The 17,324-nt window shown below is 38.9% G+C and carries 14 protein-coding genes; 5 read left to right on the forward strand and 9 right to left on the reverse strand.

From position 1 onward, the window contains the following. Positions 1-307: 307 nt before the first annotated feature. From JIV24_RS07460 to JIV24_RS07490, 8 genes are all read right to left on the reverse strand, one after another. The gene (locus tag JIV24_RS07460) at positions 308-1,153 is read right to left on the reverse strand and encodes a formylglycine-generating enzyme family protein (RefSeq protein ID WP_200464404.1); all 846 of its coding nucleotides are present in this window, start codon (positions 1,151-1,153) and stop codon (positions 308-310) included. A gap of 197 nt (positions 1,154-1,350) precedes the next feature. Then, positions 1,351-1,560: a GDCCVxC domain-containing (seleno)protein gene (locus tag JIV24_RS22775; RefSeq protein WP_289048169.1), complete on the reverse strand. Its 210-nt coding sequence runs from the start codon at positions 1,558-1,560 to the stop codon at positions 1,351-1,353. Positions 1,561-1,676: 116 nt separating this feature from the next. After that, positions 1,677-2,303, reverse strand: coding sequence for a DUF2238 domain-containing protein (locus JIV24_RS07465; protein WP_200464405.1), 627 nt, complete (start codon positions 2,301-2,303; stop codon positions 1,677-1,679). 313 nt (positions 2,304-2,616) lie between these two features. Continuing rightward, positions 2,617-3,186 carry an REP-associated tyrosine transposase gene (locus JIV24_RS07470; protein ID WP_200464406.1) on the reverse strand — a complete coding sequence of 190 codons (570 nt, stop codon included), beginning with the start codon at positions 3,184-3,186 and terminating at the stop codon, positions 2,617-2,619. A 73-nt stretch (positions 3,187-3,259) separates the two neighbouring features. Then, entirely contained in the window at positions 3,260-4,111 is an 852-nt protein-coding gene (locus JIV24_RS07475; protein ID WP_200464407.1) for an alpha/beta fold hydrolase, read from the reverse strand. Positions 4,112-4,695: 584 nt separating this feature from the next. Further along, the gene (locus JIV24_RS07480; protein WP_200464408.1) at positions 4,696-5,391 is read right to left on the reverse strand and encodes a hypothetical protein; all 696 of its coding nucleotides are present in this window, start codon (positions 5,389-5,391) and stop codon (positions 4,696-4,698) included. Between the two features lie 139 nt (positions 5,392-5,530). Then, positions 5,531-6,103 carry a hypothetical protein gene (locus JIV24_RS07485; protein WP_200464409.1) on the reverse strand — a complete coding sequence of 191 codons (573 nt, stop codon included), beginning with the start codon at positions 6,101-6,103 and terminating at the stop codon, positions 5,531-5,533. 248 nt (positions 6,104-6,351) lie between these two features. Further along, the gene (locus tag JIV24_RS07490; RefSeq protein WP_200464410.1) at positions 6,352-7,080 is read right to left on the reverse strand and encodes a DUF6261 family protein; all 729 of its coding nucleotides are present in this window, start codon (positions 7,078-7,080) and stop codon (positions 6,352-6,354) included. 616 nt (positions 7,081-7,696) lie between these two features. Here JIV24_RS07490 and JIV24_RS07495 point away from each other — a divergent pair. From JIV24_RS07495 to JIV24_RS07505, 3 genes are all read left to right on the forward strand, one after another. After that, positions 7,697-8,443, forward strand: a complete 747-nt coding sequence (locus tag JIV24_RS07495; RefSeq protein ID WP_200464411.1) for a polyprenol monophosphomannose synthase — start codon at positions 7,697-7,699, stop codon at positions 8,441-8,443. A gap of 270 nt (positions 8,444-8,713) precedes the next feature. Further along, positions 8,714-10,051: a dihydroorotase gene (locus JIV24_RS07500; protein ID WP_200464412.1), complete on the forward strand. Its 1,338-nt coding sequence runs from the start codon at positions 8,714-8,716 to the stop codon at positions 10,049-10,051. A 270-nt stretch (positions 10,052-10,321) separates the two neighbouring features. Then, positions 10,322-10,831, forward strand: coding sequence for a hypothetical protein (locus JIV24_RS07505; protein WP_200464413.1), 510 nt, complete (start codon positions 10,322-10,324; stop codon positions 10,829-10,831). 109 nt (positions 10,832-10,940) lie between these two features. On the opposite strand, the gene JIV24_RS07510 is transcribed toward JIV24_RS07505, so the two are convergent. Continuing rightward, positions 10,941-12,203: an aspartate kinase gene (locus JIV24_RS07510; protein ID WP_200464414.1), complete on the reverse strand. Its 1,263-nt coding sequence runs from the start codon at positions 12,201-12,203 to the stop codon at positions 10,941-10,943. A 162-nt stretch (positions 12,204-12,365) separates the two neighbouring features. Between JIV24_RS07510 and fbp the strand changes: the two genes are divergently transcribed. Together fbp and mfd are read left to right on the forward strand one after the other, a co-directional pair. Continuing rightward, a complete protein-coding gene (fbp, locus tag JIV24_RS07515; RefSeq protein ID WP_200464415.1) occupies positions 12,366-13,391 on the forward strand; it encodes a class 1 fructose-bisphosphatase in 1,026 nt (341 codons plus the stop codon). Positions 13,392-13,870: 479 nt separating this feature from the next. Further along, entirely contained in the window at positions 13,871-17,323 is a 3,453-nt protein-coding gene (mfd, locus tag JIV24_RS07520) for a transcription-repair coupling factor (RefSeq protein ID WP_234445745.1), read from the forward strand. Position 17,324: the final 1 nt, after the last annotated feature.

Raw genomic sequence — 17,324 nt, forward strand, 5'->3', positions numbered from 1 at the left:
TTTTGGCTTAATCCAAAAAACGAAAGCAAAAAAGATCAAGGCTACACCCGCTTCGCTTAAAAAACTACGGTTGATGACAGAAATTGTTTTAAACTCGTCTTTTTCCGTACCTCCAAAAGACTCGAACAGAAAACAATTTAAAAGCGTCATTTCAACCTTGTTTTTTGACTCACCTGCTGAGGCCCTTTCGGAACAAGATCATTCGAGGCACGAACAAAAACGTTTAGGACGCTAATGATTGTATATCTAATTTGCCTGGTATTATAATTCACTACACCTTAATACGGGCTACCCACTTTGGCTGAGCTTAATGACTATCAATCATAACTGGTCTGACAACACGAAAACCGATATCATTATCACTCTTGTGCACTTTTAGTGCCTTGCCTTCAAAAATACCCTGATTACCATCCCACGAACTTCCTTTCACAATTTTCATTTGTGAATCGTTGACATAGGCATTTGAGCAAGTCCATTCGGCCACATTACTCAACACATGATTGACTCCCAATACCTCTAAGCCACCTTTGTCAGACGGAAGAATCTTCTTTGAATTAAATGCTTTATCATCAGTTTGGATTTGACTGGCCAGGTACATCCATTCATTTTCGCTTGGCAGGCGATAACGGTAATACAAAGGCTGACCTTTGGAACGGTGCTTCTTGACTTCCATCTCTGATTTCCAGGCACAATACCACTGAGCGGCCATATGCGATACTCCCACCACAGGATACTGTGCATATTTTTTATGGCTAAAATAATCGTCATAAGGTTGTACACTCAGGTCAATCAGCAAATCAAGGATTTCATGATATTGCACGCATACCAAATATTCTTTCATAGCAATAGATGACGCAGGTATATTCCTGTATTGTTTCGCCTCATCATGGTCGAGATTAACCATGCACAGCTCTTCATAAAGGTGTTTTTGTGCATAGTCGATAAATTGTTTATACTCTGCATTGGTCACCTCATTACTCACCCAAAAAGCCTTCACCTCAACGGTCTCATTTGGATTTGGCAATATATTAACAAAGCTTCCTTCAGGTATATAAACCATGCCCTTTGGCTTTATTTCTTTCACTTTATTTTTAGGAGTCGAACTAGCCAGTAAAAAAGCCAATCCGATCAGTAGGAGCAAGCGTATTTTCATTCGTATAAAATTTATCTCTTTTGTTAGACGATAGTCTCAATAAGTTTGGATTTATTATCGTTTTAATAACGTTTGGCTGCCAGATAAAGTATTTGTATATCTATAAAATCATTCGACCGTATCTCACATAAAGTGCAGTGCTTCATTACTTCGAACGACATTGACTCTTATACAATTGTATTATCGGCTTTTATGCGTCAACAACAGCAATCGGTTCCTTTCTGTATCGGAGGGCATTTTACACTTCCATAACTACAAAACACACAGCAGTCGCCTTGTTTTGGTTTTAGCATTTTATTACAGCTTTCGCATTCATAAAAGAATTGACAAGCATTTATTGGCATTGTTTCTTCTTTTTTGTGTCCGCAAGCCGGACAAGTTATGATTGATTGCAGTATGATTTCCATTTGATATTAATCTTTAAAATAAGAACCTCCGTTAAACTTAGCGAGACACTATATCAACAAGGAGTTTAACCAGTTTCTCCTTCCAAAATCCATGGAGCCAAAGCCCTTTTTTTGTGTTAACTTTCCTTTTTAAGCCAGTATCCGCAAATGATAAAAACGCTTGCAGCCCCCAGGATATCGAGATACATATCTTTTTGCGCATCCCATATATCGCCTTGAGAACCAAGAAAAGCAGCACCAGCATCGCCACCCTCGAATACAGCATAGTACATTTCTATTACCTCATACAAAGCGCCCCAAAAACCCATTGCCAGAATACCAAGGAAAATAGCTGTAGCCCTATTTTTTACCCATTGTTTTCTTAAAAAGAGCTCAGCAATGGGAAAGGCAAGAATACCAACCAGGAAATGCCCAAGCCTGTCAAAATTATTTCGACCATCGGGAAACAGAAAATCCATATTAAGACCACTTAAAAGCTTATTTCCGAATTTAAACGGTGCAAGCTCAAAGGTGTAGTGTCCGCCATAGGTATGAAATAGAAAGAAAAGAGTTATCAAAAAATACGACAGGTTTGAGAACCTAAACTTGTTATAAGTAAAAATTAGAATGACTACAGGAATTATAATTGGTAAATTCTCAGCAAACCATACAGCTCTGTCAAAAGGATTTATTGCTAAAACTGCAAACTCAACAAGGTAGAGCAGTAGAAAAAAATGAGGTAAATAGTGTTTCAATTGTTTCATATTGTAGTGTTATTATTGGTTGTAAAAGTTGTTCTCCTTTGCTTGCACCCTTAGTCATTGTGTCACGCTACGTTTTCTTATAATGCTTTTGGCTTGTTATTAATGACATAGCGGAAAAGGGCTTCTAGTTCGCATATTAAAGCAAAAGTATTAAAAGTAAAATTATCACGAATACAATGATTATATAAGCCTGTATGGCACTTGATTTGCCCCATACATTATCACCTTTTCCCATAATTTATCGTCAAATTCTTACTTCGTTAAGCGTAGCGTCTCGCTACGTTTTTTTTCTACAAGGCCTCTGGCCTGAACACTACTTCACAATTACTACCGATGGTGTTAGTACTTCTACTTCGGGCAGCACTGCACTTTCGCCAGCATAATTACAAGCACTTGAATAGATATAATCTTCGGGCTGGTGAACCAGGCCGGCACGTACAGGGTTCATATGTATATAATCCACTTTTTGCGTTACAAACTTATCAGAATAAACATGCATAGCATGGTCCTCGTGTGTCCAAACCTGATAATGTGAATTGCGCTTATGTCTTAAGGCAGCTTGTCGAAATACTTTCAACAGCCACTCAGAACGACTTTCATTGTCCTGCTCAATGTATTGAATAAAATTTTTACTGGTATAACTCTTAAAATCGCGAATAGTATTACTTAACTGACCACTATTACTTTGCACCAATAAATGTATATGATTACTCATGATGACATAGGCATAAACAATCAAACCTTTGTTAGCTATACAAAATTTTAAGTTATCGATCACAATATCACGATAAATCTGACGAGAAAATAAATCTACCCAACTTACTAGCTGTAAGGTGATAAAATATGCGCCTTCTTGATTATCTATTTTATACCCGGTACTCATACAACGAAGATACGTTATTAAATAAATACCTAATCGATTATGCATTTACAGGCCAGAGGCCTTGTTATTACGCCTAGTAATTATTTACTTCTCCTTTTCTATAAATTAACACAAGTTCCTTAATTGCGTTAACTACAAGCTCTGGCTCAGTAAGATGTATAGAATGTCCGCTTTTAGTAGTAATAATTTGTTCAGCATCTTGAACATTTTCTATGATGCTTGCTTGCATATCAGCCCAAACTTTCATATCGTCTCGGTGATATCCTACAGATTCTTGATTCCTTCCATATTTAATCGCAGTTATCATTCTTACTGGTATTTGAGAAGGAATTTCTATACCTTTTATTAATTCACAATTAATTTCATACTGTTCCCATTCTTCCTTTATTATTCCTGTTGTTTGATTAAGACTAGGATCAAATATTTTGTTAAATTTTATTATATCCTCAGCGGCGTGTGTAGTCCTAATGTACTCAAACCAGTCTTCGTGTGGATGATCAATAAAAACCAATCCAGCCACATGATCTGGATACATATGCGTGAAATACCGAATAATTAATCCGCCAAGCGAATGTCCAACAAGAATATATGGAGGTTTGATTTTTTCATGATCAAGAAATTGTTTTAATTCATTGACATAATTTGGGAGTATTCTTGGATTAGGGCTCTGAGTAGAATTACCTAATCCGGGTCGGTCATAAGATATGACCCTAGTAAAATGTGGAATCAAAGTTTGAAGAGTATCATAATGCATTAATCCAAAACCTAAACCAGCTTCAATTATTACGGTTGGCTTACCAGTTCCATTATCTTTTATATGTAGATCAAAATCATCAAATGAGACTATTCTTTCTGAATCAGATTCTTTACATGAGTAGAGTCCTAAAAGAATCAAGAGGAAGATTAATTTAACTATTGTTGCCATGACATCAGAGTTTTGTTAAAGGCTAATTTATATTTGAGAAAGGCAAATGTCAAATAATTTAGTATTATTAGGCCTAACAACGTTTGGCTAGTCGAGTAGGCAAAGGGAATTTGACCCTAAGCCTTTCACATAACCGTGCTTGATAGTCTCTCCGTTAAGCGTAGCGTCTCGCTACGTTTTTTTCTACAAGGCCTCTGGCCTGAACACTACTTCACAATATGATTACTCATGATGACATAGGCATAAACAATCAAACCTTTGTTAGCTATACAAAATTTTAAGTTATCGATCACAATATCACGATAAATCTGACGAGAAAATAAATCTACCCAACTTATTAGCTGTAAGGTGATAAAATATGCGCCTTCTTGATTATCTATTTTATACCCGGTACTCATACAACTAAGATACGTTATTAAATAAATATCTAATCGATTATGCTTTTACAGGCCGGAGGCCTTGTTATAAACTACGTAGCGAGACGCTACGCCGAGCGGAGGGAGAATATTACATTCAGTCTGTTACAATGTTCATCTAAAATTCCAAAGCCTGCCAAGTTTTCTAGTTTAGCTAACTCTCATTTTCTAAAGAGATAAACCCCATGGTTGATTATCATTAAAACCAGTCAAAACCTCTGTGTCTGATTCAACCACTACTTCATTACCTAAACGGGCATTACACATTATCCTCAATTGATAAGCCTTTGTATTGTATGGATTTCTTCTTATCAGTTCGTCCAAACAGTCGACACACTTTTGATATTTCTTTTTATTAAGATGTTTATTTATCATACTCTGCAGTTTGTCATCTGATTTAAAAGTTACTGGTATATTCTGAGAATAGGCCACTATCAGCGCAGGTGCTGCAATATGTTGTTCACTCAAATAACTATAATGGTACTTTGTTCCGTTTATAATAAATGCTAATTGAATTATTATCTTCTGGTTAACTGTTATCGAATCTGTTGCTTGCCATTTACCACCAGTTGACATTAAAAGCCGAATAACCTCTTTATCAATGTGGTTATCAATCGGATTGAGAATAGATACATCAACAATGTGTCCTTTAGGTGATACAGTAAGCGATGCAACAGACAATCCAACCGTTAGTGAATTCTGTGAAACTAAAGGATAGGAGGCATTCTTAGCAATAAATTTATTAAAGCCATCCTTGCCTTCTGTAAATCTTGAATTAATATCTAATGCTCTGTCTGATATGCTCTGTGCACTCATTAGTAAAGACAGGTAAAAGAATACAAACAGTAATAATTGCTTCTTCATCTCTTTACGATTTTTTAAATAGCCATCGTTGCATGTATCTATGCTCCGTTAAGCGTAGCGTCCCGCTACGTTTTATCTTGCATGGCCTCTGGCCTGTTTACATTTCGACGGAGCGAGACGCTAAGCCGAACAGGGAGCGTTATTGTATAATTTTCTCTAGTAGTAAATTTTCGTCACTTTCATTACCATGCAATTGAATTTTTACTGTTTTGCTTTTCGCAAAAGCGTTGAACTTTGAGTTTTTTTGAAGTCTCCTGAAGTCGCTCATGATTTGTTCTAAAAATTCATTAGTTCCTTCAGTTGTATTAATTTCCTTTTCATTCCATAGTAAATCATTTCGTACTGTAAGTGTATTTCCTTTACCTTGATATATTTTTAAGTTCTCATAATTCCATATCTGACCTTGTTGAAGCTTTTGGAGACCCTCAGTAATTAAATCACTATCATCTAATTCTTTATATACTGAGTCTACTGCCTTAAATTCTCGTAAACCAATTGTTAAGCCTGCAATTCCAAACAATAGTAATGAGATTATTAGTCTTGAAATTTGCATGTTTTCAATTTGGAAATCACTATTCAATAAGAATGATATAATTGCTATCGGAATACCCCAATAAACTGAACCATGAAGAAATGCGTATAGCCACTTCTTCTTTCTACGCTCTTCCCATTTTGAATAGAATTCTTCTTGTTTTTTGCTTAATTCTTTCATGTACGTCATTTTTACCTCCCTGTAAATCTTACATATACAACACAATGCCATCTTCTTTATCAAGCCTTCAGTATTTTACCAATCCCTCTCTTTGATTTGCTACACCTAAAAACAGCATTCCCTAAAACTACTATAAATCACCGCTCAATGGCGTGAGTAAAGTCGGATAAATGAAATCCATTAACTACTCATACAAAAGGGTGCCATTACATGGCACCCTTAAAACTTACACCAACTGTGATAATTAGTTAATTACTGCTTAGCTGTAAATCGTCAGCATTGTTGCGTCGGCGCCTGATGATGCTGTTGGCCGAATCAATTAACAAAGCCGTTTGGGAGCACAAGTCGGTATACTTATCAGGGTCAACCTGAATCATGGCTCGCAGATACACCACCAGTCGTTCATTCACAACTTTCCGCAATTCTCTTTTAAGCGATGAAGCATTCTCTGATTGTTGCACTGCCGTTCGGCTATTGTTCCAGGCTGCTTCTGCTGTTTTAAATTTTGTCTGCTCGTTATCCAGCTGGCTGCTTAGTTCTTTTAAACCGGGTAACAGTTCCACTTTAGATGCCACCTCCGGCTTAGCCATATCTTCTAAAAAAGAATCCGTCAAGGCCGACTGCGCTCCATAGGCTTCATTTACCAAATCAAAACCATACTTATCAATAACGGCATCTACTTCAAAGGCCGCTTCTCTTACCTGTGCATCCGGATGGTGCAGATAACCCTTTGCCAGGTACAAAAGCGAACGGTAAACACCATCGCGTGCCGCATCAAAATTATCCAGGTCCGACTCCGCTCTATCTTTATTAATAGCTGAAAGCAGCTGGTTATTTAATGGCTGAATCTGCCCCTTGAGCGCAAGCATATGCACATCGTCGGCAGGTGCCTTATCAATTTCATTCAAAATATTCGTTGTTAAATCGGCCATTTCAGCCACACGAATGTCGTTAAATACTTTACTAATTTTTCTCATAAATACTTGTTTAAATGATTATTGTGTCGGTGTAAGTTCTTGTCGGATAGCCATGCACGAACATGCAAAGCTTATTTTATGGAAACGTAACGTCATGTACGCACCTGCATAAGCTTCCTGCCAAAAAAAGAAGCCGTACACAAACGTGCAAAGCTTGTTTTACGCATAAGAGAGCCCATGCACGGACGTGCATGGCATGTTTTTTCAAAAAGTGAAGGCATGCACGTTTGTGCATAAATGGTGATTGAGCACTTAAAAGCATTCACCGTTAAGAAGTAAGTTGACATGTCTGGTTACAATTGTGTTATCTACTTGTTAATTGCAGAAACACAAAAACGTAACACCTTTTGACACACCTATTTTTCATTTTCTTGACGAATAGCTGATTTTTGCAGATAAACAACGTCTTTTATGTGATGAAAAATGAATTGTGTTTAACACCTATTATTGAGCCACTAAGAGAAAATGGTCAATTTTCTTTCACAAACACCGTTGCACAAGTATTAACAGGACCTTACTTTTGAGTAATAGGCCAAGCCGACAGTTCGCCAATTCGACAGTTCTTACTACCTTTAGCCTTTCATTACATAATACACAACAAGAGGAACAGCCACATATGCAGAATACACGAAACCTGGTCATTATACCCACTTATAACGAGAAGGAAAACATTGAAGCCATTATTGATGCGGTTTTTAGCCTGCCTCGTTCCTTCGAGATCTTAATCATTGACGATAATTCGCCCGATGGCACTGCTGATATCGTAAAAGGCTTGATGGAGAAACATCCAGAGCAGCTGCATATAGTCGAACGTGAAGGCAAGCTGGGATTAGGAACCGCCTATATTACGGGCTTTAACTGGGCTGTTGAGAAGGCTTATGACTACATTTTTGAGATGGATGCCGACTTTTCACATCCTCCAAAAGACTTAATTAACCTGCACGATGCCTGTTTAAATGGTGCTGATATGGCCATTGGCTCGCGCTACATCTCAGGTGTGAATGTGGTTAACTGGCCCATGGGACGTGTACTGATGTCGTATTTTGCCTCAGTGTATGTACGTTTCATCACCGGCATGAAAATTATGGATACCACTGCAGGCTTCAAGTGCTACACTCGCAAAGTACTCGAAACCATCGACCTGGACAATATTAAGCTAAAGGGCTACTCGTTCCAGATTGAGATGAAGTTTACCACCTGGAAATTTGGTTTTAACATCGTAGAGGTACCCATTATTTTTACCGACCGTACCGAAGGCACCTCCAAAATGAGTGGCGGTATTTTTAACGAAGCTGTTTGGGGTGTTATCAAAATGAAAATATCGAGCTGGTTTAAATCCTATAAAAGAGACGAAAGCGTTTAAGGATATTGGATGTATGACCTTGGCCGTAAAGATAGATAAGGACGTCAATACTATTGATCTAATGACCTATTGACCTATTGACCTACTAATCTAATCACCTACTAACCCAAACATGGACATTCAATACAATTATTCTGAACTTAGCAAAGTAGTTCAACCAATTTGAAGCAAAGCTGTTAAACTACTAAACTTTTCAACTCCTTAAACTCTGAACTGGAAACTGAATAAGGAAAAACCCATCAACTTTTTAAACTGATAAACTAAGAAGATATGTCAACGCTACTTATAAAAAACGCCACCATTGTTAACGAAGGAGTCAAAATCAATGGAAGTGTTTTAATCGAAAACGACTTAATTAAAAGTATTATAGCTGATGGTGATTTACCAAAAGCAGATAAAGAAATTGATGCCACTGGTTTACTATTATTGCCTGGTGCCATCGACGATCAGGTGCATTTCCGCGAGCCGGGATTAACACACAAAGCCAATATCGAAAGTGAATCGCGTGCGGCTGTAGCTGGAGGCATTACCTCATTTATGGAGATGCCAAATACCAAACCTCAGGCTACTAATCATGCTGTTTTGGAAGAGAAGTATGATGCTGCATCGAAAGTATCGCCTGCCAACTACTCGTTTTACCTGGGGGCTACCAATGACAATATTGATGAAATCTTAAAAACAGATCCTAAAAAGATTTGTGGTATTAAAATATTCATGGGCTCATCAACGGGTAATATGTTGGTTGATGATGAAGAAACATTGGGTCGTATTTTTGCCGAAAGCCCAACCATCTTAACTACTCACTGTGAAGATGAAACCACCATTCAGGAGAATACCACTATTTATAAAAATAAGTTTGGCGAAGACATGCCATTTAAATATCACCCGGTGATTCGTTCATCAGAGGCGTGTTACAAATCATCTAAAAAAGCATCGGAATTGGCTCGTAAGCATGGTGCACGTCTGCACATATTACACCTGAGTTCAGCCGAAGAGTTGGATTTACTGGATACAGACCTGCCTTTAAAAGACAAAAAAGTAACGGGCGAAGTTTGTGTACATCACCTTTGGTTTACCGATTCCGATTACGACAAATATGGCTCGCGTATTAAGTGGAACCCGGCAGTTAAAGCTGAGAGTGACCGTAATGCATTACGCAAGGGCTTAATTAACCACAAGCTCGATGTAGTAGCTACCGACCATGCACCGCATACCATTGAGGAGAAGAACAACAAATACTTCAGTGCACCTTCGGGAGGTCCTTTGGTACAGCACGCTTTAGTATCGATGCTCGAAATGGTGAAGCAAGGTATATTCACCTATGAATTAGTGGTTGAAAAAATGGCACACAACCCGGCCATATTATTTGAAGTTGAGAAACGAGGCTACATACGCGAAGGTTACAAAGCCGATTTGGTATTGGTTAATCCAAACGATAGCTGGGAGGTAAAACCAGATAACATCCTTTACAAATGCGGATGGTCGCCTTTTGAAGGCACTACCTTCTCACACAAAGTGGTGCATACACTGGTTAATGGTCAGTCAGCCTACGCCGATGGCAAAGTCAACACCGAAGTAAGAGGAGAAAGACTTACTTTTGACAGATAATAGTATCTATTGAAGTCAATGGTTAAACACATATGCTTATAGCTTACAGCAGGAAAGTATAGTGTGTTGGCCAGTCAAAAAGGCGAGCCGGCGAAGGGATGTGGGATAAAGCTTCTTTTTGACTAGACTTTTTTTGTTTACTTTTGGTAGCAATGACAAAAAGTAAAGACTTGTCCCTTGTCAAAACGGGAGCCCATCCGGCTAGAGGATAAAAATTTATGTATTAGCATGCACTTAAAATAACTATTAATTATAAATGATTAATGAATAATGAATAATAAAAAATACATCAAGCACACGGCTTTTATAGTTGTGTGCTTCTTTTTTGTTTTTAATGCCTGTAAACAAAAGCAAACAAGCTCATCATCTACTGATTTCAAAGCGCCAGGCCACTGCATTGCCGATACCATTATTTATCCGGTGGTGATAAAAAACCTGGATTCATTAGATGTGTGGACCGAACAATGTCTGAGCCAGCTGGAACGCCAGAAATTTGTTGACCAGATATTTGATGCTATTTATAAGCGCAAAGCCAAAGCCTATAGCTACTTTAACAACGAGGAAATGTCGATTTCCGACATCAAAGCCCTTGAAGAACAAGCTGATTTTAGTCGTGATAAAATAGGCAAACTACAGTTTTGGGAAACCTGGCATTTTGATGAAGAGCAACTCATAATGACAAAAAAAGTACATGCCATATTACTGGCCTATGAGTTCTTAACCGAAGAAGGTGAATTACGGGGTTATAAAGCAGCTTTTTATATTAAGATGAAGGAATAAACTGTTAAACCTGACCCTCGCTGGCGCGAATTTGTAATTCGTGCCAATTAAAAGAAGTTCCAAGTACCGATTACAAATCGGCGCTAGCGGTGACCTGTCAGGTTTTATATTATTCAAACTTCCACTCCGAAGCTTTTAAGACATAACGTGCAGTTTTGCGGCTCATCTGAGAATCAACAACTTCCTTTCCGGTAATCACCTCATTAATGGCTTCATCGGTATAATGTCGAATGGTGACCAGCTCCATCTCCTCGTTGTAACGTACATCAAACTGCTCTTGAAGTTCTTCAATGGCTGCCTTCACATATTTTGTATCATCCACACAAACTGAGAAATTCAATGCCGATGTTTGCATCATATTTAAAGTAACACGGTGATTGGAGAAGATATGGAAGATATCGCTCAAACTTTCCTCCATAATAAAAGAGAAATCTCTGGGCGACATAGAGATGAGCATCTGGTTTCGTTTTAATACATATATCGGTTGAAGCTCTTTTGTTTGCTCACTACTTTTTATCACGGTACCAACATCTTGTGGCTCCACAAACGACTTAACCAATAGAGGTATATGCTTATTCTGCAAAGGCTTTAGTGTCTTTGGGTGAATCACCTGAGCGCCGTAATAGGTCAGCTCAATGGCCTCCCAATACGAAAGTTCATCAATCTTTGTGGCTTTCGCATACCAACGTGGGTCAGCATTTAGTACACCAGGCACATCTTTCCAAATAGCCAGGTACTCAGCATCCATCACATGGGCTATAATTGCACCGGTATAATCAGAGCCTTCGCGTCCTAATGTGGTGGTTAAATTATTCTCAGTAGATCCTATAAATCCTTGCGTTACCCAAATATTCCCATTGCCGGTTTCTAAATTATCCTGCATCAACGATTGCGTCAGTTTCCAGTTCACATTGGCGCTGCGGTAACAATCATCGGTACGGATATATTTACGAATATCCAGCCATTCATTAGCGATATTGATACTATTTAAATAGGCGCTAATAATAGTGGTACTCAACAATTCACCAAAGGGCACAATCTGGTCGTATTCGAAGTCATAGTTAAGCGATGGCTCTGTACAAAGCTTGGCATCCAACTGAGAGATAAGTAGATTAATACAAGCATTTCCATCTTCCAATAAATCATTAACAATTTTAAAGTGATAGCTTTTTAAAGCGTCAAAACGCTCTTGCAATAAAGTGTTATCTTTTTGCATATACGCCTCAACAATGGCCTCCATTGCATTGGTGGTTTTACCCATTGCCGACACCACAATAAATAACTGACCGTCATAATGCTTAATTATCTCTGCCAGATTCCTGACCCCTGAAGCATCTTTAACCGAAGCCCCACCAAATTTGAATACTCTCATGCTATAAAATTACATCTTCGATTGGTTTCGCAAAAACATGTAAAACAAAAAATTACTTTCAATTTATAACTATTTCCTTTCAGCGCACAACAAGTGAGCCTTGTCATTGTTAAGCACCAAAGCATTAGCTAATCTTACAAATCAACACTAATTCCAATTTACATGACAAAATTTGAAGTAACAACCCTAAACGAATTCATCCTCAAAAGCCAGATGGAGCTGGACTACAAGGCAGATGGAGGATTTTCGCACATGCTCCACCATATTGGCACAGCAGCTCGCATTGTTAATCGTGAAGTAAACAAAGCCGGTTTGGTTGATGTTCTTGGCGAAGCAGGAAACACCAATGTACAAGGTGAAGACCAGAAGAAACTGGACATCATTGCCAATGAGTATTTTATTGATGCCATGCACAGTTGTGGTGAAATATGCGCCATTGCTTCTGAAGAGAACGAGAGCTTCATCTTTTTTGATGATGAAATAGCGAAAAATGCGAAGTATGTGTTTATGATGGATCCACTTGATGGCTCATCAAATATTGATGTGAATGTTTCCATTGGCACCATTTTCTCGATATACAAGCGCGTAACACCAGAAGGTACGCAGGCTACAATGGAAGACTTCCTGCAAAAAGGAACAGAACAGGTAGCATCAGGCTATATTTTGTATGGTAGCTCAACCATGCTGGTATATACAACCGGAGAAGGTGTTAATGGCTTTACGCTTGACCCATCCATAGGTGAATTTTGCCTCTCACACCAAATGATAAAAACACCTGAAGATGGAACCATTTACTCTGTTAACGAGGGCAATTACAAGAAGTTCCCCAAAGGTGTAAAGAAATACATTAAATACTGCCAGGAAAGAGATTCGAAGACCAGCCGTCCGTACTCATCGCGATACATCGGGTCGCTCGTTTCTGATTTTCACCGTAACTTACTTAAAGGGGGTGTTTTTATATATCCTGAGTTTGAAAATGCACCTACCGGAAAGCTACGACTGCTATACGAATGCAACCCCATTGCCTACTTAGCTGAACAGGCTGGCGGAAAAGCCACCAATGGCGAACAACGCATAATGGAACTTAAGCCTACGTCACTGCACCAACGAACACCATTTTATACAGGTTCAAAAAACATGGTTGAGAAGGTTGAAGCCTATTTGAAGAAACACGGAAAAGACAGCTAATACCAATTTTATTTCAAAGTGAGACTTATACAATTTTAGAATATTTGCTTTTAGGCAAGGCGTAAAAAAGAGGCATAGCTAAAGCTCTGTCGGTTATTTTTATAACGATGCCTCAATGCAAATAAATGGAATTGCAAGGCTCAGTTTGATGTAATAATAGTATAAACACTTTGATTATATACGGTTAAAAAAAGGATGGCTTCTCGTTAAAGAAAGCTGTCCTTTTTTGTTGCATAAACACACCTTAATCCACGGCAATCACATTTGAAATATTAATGATGATTTGTTATTGTTATACCGACATAAACAACGCAGTTTGGGCCCCATTGGCATAAGCGAAAGGAAGAAAAATTTGATACCAAGCTGTTAGTTTTTAAATTTTTCCTGTAGCAATGCCTTTATGGGTAAACGAGTGTTTTAGTCGGCGGCTTTTTTGTCACCTTTTTGAGCTGGAGGCAAAAAGGTGAAGCCCCAACGGCTTGAGTTGTAAAAACAATTTCTTAAATACGATTGCCTTACACCTTAACAAAAGCTATCGTATTTTCTTTACTTTTGCACAAAAAAAAGAGAACGTGGAGATTAGTCAGATATTAGGGTTATTTGAAAACGACCAGCGCGTTAAACAAATCGAAGAGGCACTTGCGATACCAAACAGCCGCCTGTTTTTAAAAGGATTGAGTGGAAGTTTGAAAAGCGTTTTTCCAGCCTCCTTACACACTCATGGTCCACACCTGATAATTCTTAACGATCGCGAAGAAGCCGCCTACCTGTATAACGACCTTTCGCAACTATGCGGCAGCAAGCATGTCTCTTTTTTACCATCATCCTACAAGCGCTCGCCTGAATATGGGCAGAAAGATTCACAAAACGTACTGCTGCGAACCGAAGCCTTAAGTCAGCTCCACAGCAATAACAAGCAATTGTTTGTCATCACTTACCCTGAGGCTTTAATTGAAAAAGTACTCTCGGCCGATTCATTGGATGAAAACAGATTAATCATTAACAATGGCGACCAGCTTGACATATCATTTATCACCGATGTGCTAAATGAATACCATTTCCAGCGAGTTGATTTTGTCTTTGAACCGGGCCAGTATTCTGTACGAGGTAGTATTATCGATGTATATTCCTTCTCTGATGAAGATCCATATCGAATCGATTTCTTTGGCGATGAAGTGGATAGCATACGTAAATTCAACCTTGAAAACCAGCTCTCAAAAGAAAAACTGGAACAAGTCACCATTGTTCCAAACCTTACCGAAAATCAAGACACGCAATCGCTCACACCTCTTTCTGACTATTTACCTCCCAAAGCTAAAATTTGGGTTGATAGCTTTGACTTTATTGAGCAACGCATGGATGCTATCAATGAAAAAATCGAAGCACACACCTTTGAAATTGACGAAGAAGAGGATGACGATAAAAACTATAGCTTTTTAAGTGATGAGGCTATCTGTAATTTCAAAGCTTTTTTTACCGGTTGCCAGAAGTTTCCCCTTATCTCAACAGGAAACAATTCTTTATTGCCCGATGCCCATACCATTGAGGTGAACGCATCGCCCCAGCCCGTTTTTCATAAAAACTTTGAACTACTGGAAGAAAACCTGAAAGAGAAACAAATGGAAGAATACCAGTGTTTCATCTTATCAGATAACCCAAAGCAGTTTGAGCGTTTAAAAGCCATTTTTCACGACAGGGGCATCAAACTTAATTATGGCGAAATCAACCACAGTTTGCACGAAGGCGTTATCGACCACGATGCAAAGCTTTGTTTATACACCGATCATCAGATATTTGAGCGTTACCATAAATTCTCATTACGAACAGAAAAGGCCAAATCTGCTCAGCAAGCTATTTCGCTAAAAGAGCTTAACCGACTCAACCCTGGTGATTTTGTAGTTCACATCGACCATGGCGTGGGGCGTTTTGGTGGCCTAGTCACACAAAGCGTAAATGGCAAACCACAAGAAGCCATTCGTTTGGTTTACCGCGACAACGATGTATTGCTGGTTAACATCCACTCACTGCATCGCATCAGTAAGTTTAAAGGTAAAGAAGGCACACCGCCTAAAATCAATAAGCTGGGCACTGCCGCCTGGAAAAACCTAAAAGAAAAAACTAAGAAGAAAGTTAAGGATATTGCGCGTGAATTGATTGCCTTATATGCTCAACGAAAAACAGAGCCCGGCTTCACCTATTCGCCTGACACTTATTTACAAACTGAACTAGAAGCCTCCTTCTTTTTTGAAGATACACCTGACCAAACAAAAGCTACTGTAGCCGTTAAGGGCGACATGGAAAAACCGACACCAATGGACCGCCTGGTATGTGGCGATGTAGGCTTTGGTAAAACGGAGATTGCCATACGAGCTGCCTTCAAAGCCATTGCTGACAATAAGCAAGTAGCTGTATTGGTACCAACAACCATATTGGCTCTTCAGCACTATCAAACATTTAAAGAACGCTTAAAAGATTTTCCGGCTAATATCGAATATGTGAGTCGACTGCGACGCCCAAAAGATACGAAGGCTGCCCTCACTAAATTAAAAGAAGGACAAGTCGATATACTTATCGGCACCCATCGATTAACAGGCAAAGATGTTGAATTTAAAGATTTGGGTTTATTAATCATCGACGAAGAACAACGTTTTGGTGTTGCCATTAAGGAAAAACTCAAACAACTAAAGGTGAATGTTGACACCTTAACACTAACCGCAACACCTATTCCCCGAACGCTTCAATTTTCGTTAATGGGAGCACGTGACTTATCCATTTTAAACACAGCGCCTCCTAACCGTCACCCAATTATTACCGAATTGCATGTGATGAATGAAGAAATCATCAAAGAAGCTATTCTGTACGAAGTAGAGCGTGGCGGACAAGTGTTCTTTATCAACAATCGTGTACAAAACATCATGGAAGTGCAAGACATGGTGAACCGAATTTTACCAGAGGTTAAAACAATAGTGGCACATGGTCAGATGGAAGGTCCTAAACTGGAGAAAATAATGCTCGACTTTATTGAAGGTGACTACGATGTATTAATTGCTACTACTATTATCGAATCAGGGCTCGACATTCCAAATGCCAACACCATCATCATTAACAATGCACATAATTTCGGATTAAGCGAACTGCACCAATTGAGAGGCCGTGTGGGTCGTTCCAACAAAAAAGCCTTCTGCTATCTGATGGCTCCTCCCTTATCAACACTCACTCAAGAAGCCCGCAGGCGCCTGAAAATTGTTGAGGAATTCTCAGATTTAGGCAGTGGTTTTAACATTGCGATGCAGGATTTAGATATCCGGGGAGCGGGTGATGTGTTAGGTGGTGAGCAAAGTGGGTTTATTTCAGACATAGGTTACGAAACTTACCAACGCATACTTAACGAAGCGTTGCTCGAATTAAGAGAAACCGAATACAAAGACACCTTTGAGGATCAGCAAAATGATACGCCTAGCGTATTTGTGACTGACTGTGTAATAGAGACCGATACTGAACTTCGTCTGCCTGACAGTTACATTGAGAATGTGGCTGAACGAATGCACCTTTATCGCGAACTGGATAACATGGAAGAAGAGGAACAAATTGTAGCCTTTGAAAACAATCTGATTGACCGCTTTGGTCCTATTCCGGAATCCGGTCAGCGATTATTTGAATTGGTGCGCATCCGACGCATGGCCAAGCAATTGGGCATCGAGAAGATAATCTTTAAAAACAACTTGTTGTATTTCTATTTTGTATCCAATCAAGAATCACCCTTCTACCAATCATCAATCTTTAGCGGTATCTTAATGTGGATTCAGAATAATTCCAAGAAGGCAACTATGAAAGAAGGTAAAAGCAAACTTTACCTGGTAATGCGCGATATTAAAACCATTAACGAAGTTAAGGAGTTAGTCTCCAACATGAATGATACAGTTAACAGCTAAG

This window comes from Carboxylicivirga marina, assembly GCF_016612505.1.
GTDB classification, from domain to species: Bacteria; Bacteroidota; Bacteroidia; order Bacteroidales; family Marinilabiliaceae; genus Carboxylicivirga; species Carboxylicivirga marina.

Excerpts from the sequence above, each read along its gene's own strand:
- JIV24_RS07500 (WP_200464412.1), top strand. The coding sequence starts at position 8,714 with ATGTCAACGCTACTTATAAAAAACGCCACCATTGTTAACGAAGGAGTC.
- JIV24_RS07505 (WP_200464413.1), top strand. The coding sequence starts at position 10,322 with ATGAATAATAAAAAATACATCAAGCACACGGCTTTTATAGTTGTGTGC.
- JIV24_RS07495 (WP_200464411.1), top strand. The coding sequence starts at position 7,697 with ATGCAGAATACACGAAACCTGGTCATTATACCCACTTATAACGAGAAG.
- JIV24_RS07470 (WP_200464406.1), bottom strand. The coding sequence starts at position 3,186 with ATGAGTACCGGGTATAAAATAGATAATCAAGAAGGCGCATATTTTATC.
- JIV24_RS07480 (WP_200464408.1), bottom strand. The coding sequence starts at position 5,391 with ATGAAGAAGCAATTATTACTGTTTGTATTCTTTTACCTGTCTTTACTA.
- JIV24_RS07460 (WP_200464404.1), bottom strand. The coding sequence starts at position 1,153 with ATGAAAATACGCTTGCTCCTACTGATCGGATTGGCTTTTTTACTGGCT.
- JIV24_RS07485 (WP_200464409.1), bottom strand. The coding sequence starts at position 6,103 with ATGAAAGAATTAAGCAAAAAACAAGAAGAATTCTATTCAAAATGGGAA.
- fbp (WP_200464415.1), top strand. The coding sequence starts at position 12,366 with ATGACAAAATTTGAAGTAACAACCCTAAACGAATTCATCCTCAAAAGC.
- JIV24_RS07490 (WP_200464410.1), bottom strand. The coding sequence starts at position 7,080 with ATGAGAAAAATTAGTAAAGTATTTAACGACATTCGTGTGGCTGAAATG.
- JIV24_RS22775 (WP_289048169.1), bottom strand. The coding sequence starts at position 1,560 with ATGGAAATCATACTGCAATCAATCATAACTTGTCCGGCTTGCGGACAC.
- JIV24_RS07465 (WP_200464405.1), bottom strand. The coding sequence starts at position 2,303 with ATGAAACAATTGAAACACTATTTACCTCATTTTTTTCTACTGCTCTAC.
- JIV24_RS07510 (WP_200464414.1), bottom strand. The coding sequence starts at position 12,203 with ATGAGAGTATTCAAATTTGGTGGGGCTTCGGTTAAAGATGCTTCAGGG.
- JIV24_RS07475 (WP_200464407.1), bottom strand. The coding sequence starts at position 4,111 with ATGGCAACAATAGTTAAATTAATCTTCCTCTTGATTCTTTTAGGACTC.